Raw genomic sequence first — 6117 nt, 5'->3', positions numbered from 1 at the left:
GGGAGGCTGTGGAGCGCCAATAGGGACGGGGCGCCGGAGCTGGCTGGTTTCATGGCCCGCGTGCGCAGCACGCTTCGTGCACTGACTGTCGCCCACTGTTTGACCACAACGAACGAAGTGAGTGGAGGGAGTTTGGGCGACGGGCCATGAAACCAGTCAGCGGAGGGGAGTCTTCGCCCCCCAGGGGGCGAAGACCGCACCGGCCGGCGAGCCACAGCCTCCCCTCACGCGCCTTTGCCCAAGGACGGCGCGACGACAGCCCCATGAATGCCATGCCGCGCCAGCGATTGCGCGACGTAGCCGCTCGCCTTGGCTTGTTCGACGAAGCCGGCAAGCAGCGCGGTAGCAGCAGCACCTCGCGTCAGCGGCAGGCCCATCGCCTGCTCGATCACCATGAAGCGCCCGCGCAGCAGGCGCAGGCCGGGCAGCCGCGCGGCATCGGATTCGAGCTGCTGGCGCACGCCGGCGGCCACGTCGGCGCCTTCGGCGAGGAAGCGCTCGACGACCGCCTGCGAGGTGGGCGTGCGCATCAGCTGCGCCGCCTTCAGCTCGCGCGACAGGTACAAGTCGTAGGCACTGCCGCGGCCGACCATGATGCGGGTGCCGGCGCGGTCGACCTGCGCGTTGTCGGTCAGCGGCGAATCGTTGCGCACCAGGAAGGCGCCTTCGATCAGCACGTACGGCGCGCTGAAGCCGATGCCGTCGCTGCGCCGCGGGTCGATCGCGAAGAAGCCGATGTCGGCCCGGTCCGCCTTCACGGTGTCGACCGATTGCAGCGCGGCCTCGACGACGACCACATCCAGCGGCACGCCCAGGCGTTGCGCGAGCAGCGTGGCCAGGTCGACCGACACGCCGCTCACGACACCCGCCGCATCGCGGTTGGCGAGGATCGGATTGCCGAGGTTGATGCAGGCGCGCAGCCGGCCGTGCGGGGCGAGGGCGGCCGCTGCGCCGGCGGGCAGTGCGGGTGCCGAGGTGCAGGCGCTGGCCATCACGAGGGGCGCGAGGGCGCAGGACAGTGCTGCGTGGCGACGGGTCATCGAAGAGGGCATGGGGCGGGCTCCACGGACTGAAGGCGCAGTATCGCGTCACTGAAGAGCAGTTCCTGCACCATGCCGCTGAGGCAAAATGCCGCCGATGAACGACGGCCCGACTCTCGATACCGCCGACATCGTTCAGTTCGAGGACCTGTTCCGCGACCCCGGCTACCCGCAAGAGCACCCGCTGTCCTTCGCGCTCGCGCAGAAGCAGCCGGCGATCGACGCGCTGCGCGGGCTGTTCGGCGGCAGCGCGGCGCTCGTCAGGCTGCGGTTGTGGTGCTTCCTCGAACTGGCGGCCCAGCCCCAGGGCAGGCTCTCGCGCGACGATGTCAATCAACTCTTCCATGCCGTGCTGCCCGATCCCCTCGACGCGGCACTCAAGCGCCTGCGCGACCTCGACCTGCTGGTCTGGGATGCCACCGCGCAGGATTACCACCTCTCGCCGCTCGCCCAGCAGGTGCAGGCGCTGCTCGCGCCGCTGACCGCCGCGCAGCAGGATGACGAGCTGTCCGGCCTGCTCGCGCAGGTGGCCGGCTCGCAGCAGCTCGGCCTGGTCGACGCCAGCCAGCTGCAGCACCTGCATGCGCAGCTCGCGCGGCTGCACGACGAGTTCGCCGAGGCCATCGCGAGCGGCTCCGAGGCGCGGCTGCGCCTGGCCCAGCCGCGCTTCGACCGCGCACTGAAACTGGTCGACAAGGCCGGGCAGGCGCTGTCGGCCATCATCCAGGACCACAACGACAGCCCGCGCCTGGAGCGCGCCGCCCGCGCGCTCGGGCAGGACCAGGCAAGGCTGCTGTCGATGGCCAGCCAGTTCACGCGCGCGCTGCAGCAGGCCGACCGCCAGCGCGTCACGCTGGGCAGCAGCGGGCTCACCTCGTCCGATGTGCGCAACTGGCTGCAGCACCACACCGACCTGGCGAGCCTGCTCGGCGAGGCGCTGTCTATCGGCGTGCGGCCCGTCTTCGTGACGCAGCACGACCTGCTCGACGTGGCCGAAGGTGAGTTCGAGCGCGACCGCCCCGACCCCACGCGCAGCACCGGCCTGCCGCCGCCCGCGCAGGCGGATGCCGGCACGCTCGACATCCTCAGCCTGCCGCCTGAACTGGGCGAGCTGATCGGCCTGCTCGGCCGCTGGAGCAGGGCGCCCGGCGACGYCGCCACCGCCGACCACCTGCTGGGCGAGGCCGTGCTGGGCGGGCGCTTCGCGCATGCCGCCTACCGATTGCAGCTGATGCCGCTGCTCGGCGATGCGCAGGCCCAGGCGCTGAAGAGCCCCACCGGTGAACTCGCGCGGATGCCGTGGCAGGTGGCGCTCACGCCCACGCTGCTGAAGACCACCGATCCCGAGGTCGCGCTGATCAGCGAGGGGCACCTGCAACGCAGCGGCCGCGCGCTGCCCGCCGAACCCACCCCACCCGACGCCATCCGCATTCCCGAATGAGTACTTCCCTCGACGACGCCGCCGTGCTGGCGGCCGAACTGCTCGCGCGCCGCTGGCTGCCGCGGCAGCATCCCAAGGTCAAGCGCGCACTGATCGACGCCGAGCTCTGGTCCGCCCTGCAGGAGCGGCTGGCCCAGGTCGGCCTGCGGCTGGTCGACAACCTCTACGCCGACCACATCACCGTGGCGCTGCTGCGCCCGGCCGAGAGCGCGGTGTTCGGCGAGGCCGGGCTCGACAGCCACAACAACATCGACCTGCCGCGCGACGCCGTCTCGCTGCTGATCGTGCTGTGGTCGCTGATCGTGCTGCCCAAGCGCGAACGCCAGGCCGCGCGCGCCACCAGCCTCGAATCCGACGGCCAGAACGAGATGTTCAACACCGCCCGCCCGCTGCCCGATGCCGTGAGCGTCAGCCCGGTGGTGTCGTACAAGTCGCTGCTGACCGATTTCGGCGTGCAGCTGGGCAAGAAGACACGGCTCGACGGCAACCTGAAGCGGCTCGCGAACCACGGCTTCATCGTGCACCGCGGCGACGAGATCGCCGAGGGCCCGCTGCTCGACCTGCTGCTCGACTACGACGTGCTCGCGCCGCGCATCCTCGACGGTGCGCTGCACGAGGTGCTGGGGCGGGCCCGCGGCGCGCAGGAGGCCTGACCCGATGTTCCACCTGCAATGCCTCGAACTGCTGCACTGGGACTACTGCCAGCGCCTCACGCTGCCGCTCGACGGCGCCATCATCACCGTGGCCGGCCCGAACGGCTCGGGCAAGACCACGCTGCTCGACGCGATGCGCACGCTGCTCGGCCTCGACTGCTCCGGCGGGCGCAGCTACAAGACCTACGCGCGCCATGCCAATGCCGACAGCGCCTGGCTGCGCGCCACCGTCGACAACCGGCCGCGCAACCGGCAGGCCTCGAACCGGCCCTTCGCGCGCTGCCTGCTGTATGCCGACACGGTGACGCTGGCCTGCCGCATCGAGCGCAACGGCGGCGACTGGCAGCGCCGCTACGTGATGGTCGACGGCGACGTGTCCATCGAATCGCTGGTGGAGCGCCCCGACAAGGACTGGCTCGGCATCGAGCACTGGCGGCGCCGCCTCGAAGGGGCCGGCCTGAGCCGCGCGATCGCACGCGTGCTGGCGCTCGAGCAGGGGCAGACCGACCGGCTCTGCGAGTACTCGCCGAAGGAGCTGCTGAGGCTGGTGTTCGACGTGTTCGGCGACCAGGACGTGCTGGACCGCTATGAAGACGCCCGCAACCACCAGCGCCAGCTGAGCCAGGAGGTGGAGGTCGCCGAGCGCGAGCTGGCCCATGGCCGGGCCCAGCGCGCCGAGCTGGAGGCACGCGTCAACCTCTACCAGCAGTACCAGCTGAAGCTGCGCGAGCGCGAGACGCTGAACACCGAGGTGATCCCGGTGCTGGCCTGGGCCGAGGAGCGCGAGCAGCTCGCCGGCAAGCTGCGCGAGTTGCACCGGCAGCGGCTCGAGCTGGCCCAGCAGGGGCGGCAGCGCGCACAGCTGAAGGCGCAGCTGCTGACCTTGCTCGAGGCCAGGTCGGCGGATGCCGAGCGTGTGAATACGCTGGAGCGCGAGCGCGATGCCGCCAAGCAGGCGCAAGAGGCCGCTCGCGAGGCCGAGCGCCCGTTGGAGGTGCTGGTCAAGCATGCGAAGGAGCTCGACGCGCTGGCCTCCATCGAAGGCGATGCGGGCCAGTTGCGCGAGCGGGTCCAGCAACTGGAAGCGAAGAAACAGGCGCTCGGTGCCGACTGGCAGCGATTGAGCGACCAGCGGGCCGACGCCGCGCGCGCCTTGTCGGAGCTGCAGGGGCACCACGGAGGGAAGGGCCCGCCCGACGTGGTGCGCTTCCGCAAGACCTTGAACGACGCCGGAATCGCCCACCACCTGCTGGTTGACGTGATCGAGATCACCGACGACGCGTGGCGTGCCGCCGCTGAAGGCGCGCTGCGTGGCGCGCGGTGGGTGGTGGTGCTGCAGCGCGCCGCCGACGAAGCGCAGGCGATGGCGCTGGCTGAACGCGAGCGCTATCGCCACTACGTGGTGGCCGACGCCGAAGCGGCGCCGGTCAAGCCGCCGGCAGGAAGCCTGCTGGAGGTGCTGAAGTTCAGCGCAGCGGCGCCCGGCTGGCTGTTGCGCCAGCTGGCGCACATCCAGCGCGTGGACAGCACGGCCCAGGGTGCACGGCAGGGCGGCGAATGGATCACGCCACTCGCCTACCACCGCGATGGCCGCGGCGGCCGGAGCGTGTGGGTCGACCCCGGCGATCACCAGTTCGGCGCGGCGGCGCTGGCCTCGCGCCGGCAGTCGATTGATCGAAGGCTGTCGCAGTTGGATGACCAGCTCACCCAGGTGGCGCAGGAGCAGCACGCGGTGCAGCGGCAGTTGAGCGATGCGCAGCAGGCGGCCCAGGGTCACAAGGCCGTGGAGGAGCTCGCGCGCCGCAGCGAGGAGTTCGCGCAGGCGCGCAGCGCATTGCCCGAGCTGACGCGTGTACGGATCGCGACCGGTCAGCGCTGGCAGGAGCTGGACCGGCAGTTCACTGCCGCGGTGGCCGCGCAACGCACCAGCCAGTACGACTACGAACAGGCGCAGCGCCGCCTGCAGGACAGCGAGTCGCGCAGCGCGCAGCAGCAACACGACTGGACCGAGCGCCACGACGGGCTGCGCAGCCGCATCGCCAACTCGCAGAAGGACAGGGCGCGCTTCCCCGCACGCTGGATCGCGCCGGTGCAAGTCGACGCACTGCGCCAGCGCTACGGCAATGCGACGCAGGCGAAGCTGCGCAACGAGGCCATCGAGGCCGAGCTGGCGCAGGGCCATTGGGAGACCGATGCCAGCGTCGAGGAGAAGCTGACGCTGATGACGGCCGCCGTGCGACAGCAGGAAGGCCAGCTCGGCGATCGCAAGGCCAGCAACGAGGCGGCGCGCGTGGCGGTCGACAACGCCCGCGCACGCTACATCGACGTGCTGCGCGCCACGGTGCGGCGCTACCGCAAGAACATCACCGAGCTCGGCCAGCTGGCCGGCGTGGAGGTGAACGCCGACCTGCCGCACCTCGACAACGACGACACCGTGCTGAAGCAGGCCGAGCTGAAGGTGCACTTCAACTTCGACGGCAAGGGCAGCATCGGGCTGAACGACGGCGAGGCCTCGGGCGGCCAGCAGGTGATCAAGTCGCTGATCCTGCTGGTGGGCTTGATGAAGGACGACGAGACGACCGGCGGCTTCGTCTTCATCGACGAGCCGTTCGCCCACCTGGACGTGCGCAACATCCAGCTGGTGGGGCACTTCCTGAAATCAACGCGTGCGCAGTACGTGCTGACCACGCCGATCACGCACAACGTGGAGGTGTTCGAGCCGGCCGACATCACGCTGGTGACCTCGAAGAAGCAGAAGGGCGCGCGCTGGGCCCCGCCGATCGGCGTGCTGCAGCGGCGGCAACCGGTGTCGCCGATGCCATGACGGGCGAGGTGGTCACGCGCTACCCGGCCGCGAAGCTCAGGGAGCGGCGCGTCRAGGCCTCGGCGCCGCCGGCTGCGCTGCCGCTGCTGGGCCTGCCGCAGCGCGAGATGCTGACGCGCTGGGCGCGTGCGGACAGCCTGACGCGGCAGTGGCTGCCGC

At 70.9% G+C, this 6117-nt stretch carries 4 protein-coding genes; 3 read left to right on the top strand and 1 reads right to left on the bottom strand.

What is annotated here, in order from left to right:
- Window positions 1-224: 224 nt before the first annotated feature.
- Window positions 225-992 (bottom strand): transporter substrate-binding domain-containing protein, encoded by a 768-nt coding sequence (locus AC1DXV_RS30185; protein ID WP_477937134.1) that lies wholly within the window; start codon window positions 990-992, stop codon window positions 225-227.
- A 145-nt stretch (window positions 993-1137) separates the two neighbouring features.
- On the opposite strand from AC1DXV_RS30185, the gene AC1DXV_RS30180 reads away from it, so the two are divergent.
- The 3 genes from AC1DXV_RS30180 to AC1DXV_RS30170 are packed head-to-tail and all read left to right on the top strand — an operon-like array spanning window position 1138 to window position 5958.
- A complete protein-coding gene (locus tag AC1DXV_RS30180) occupies window positions 1138-2481 on the top strand; it encodes a hypothetical protein (RefSeq protein ID WP_477937132.1) in 1344 nt (447 codons plus the stop codon).
- On the top strand, window positions 2478-3134 hold the full coding sequence (locus AC1DXV_RS30175) for a hypothetical protein (RefSeq protein ID WP_477870196.1): 657 nt from the start codon (window positions 2478-2480) through the stop codon (window positions 3132-3134). Before AC1DXV_RS30180 ends, AC1DXV_RS30175 begins: the two co-directional genes overlap by 4 nt.
- 4 nt (window positions 3135-3138) lie before the next feature.
- The gene (locus tag AC1DXV_RS30170) at window positions 3139-5958 is read left to right on the top strand and encodes an ATP-binding protein (protein ID WP_477937130.1); all 2820 of its coding nucleotides are present in this window, start codon (window positions 3139-3141) and stop codon (window positions 5956-5958) included.
- The last annotated feature ends 159 nt before the right edge of the window (window positions 5959-6117 follow it).

This window comes from Rhizobacter sp. P3_C12, from assembly GCF_056402735.1.
Note: the sequence above shows the minus strand (reverse complement) of the source record. Positions and strands in the feature narration are given on the sequence as shown.

Excerpts from the sequence above, each read along its gene's own strand:
- AC1DXV_RS30185 (WP_477937134.1), bottom strand. The coding sequence starts at position 992 with ATGGCCAGCGCCTGCACCTCGGCACCCGCACTGCCCGCCGGCGCAGCG.
- AC1DXV_RS30170 (WP_477937130.1), top strand. The coding sequence starts at position 3,139 with ATGTTCCACCTGCAATGCCTCGAACTGCTGCACTGGGACTACTGCCAG.
- AC1DXV_RS30175 (WP_477870196.1), top strand. The coding sequence starts at position 2,478 with ATGAGTACTTCCCTCGACGACGCCGCCGTGCTGGCGGCCGAACTGCTC.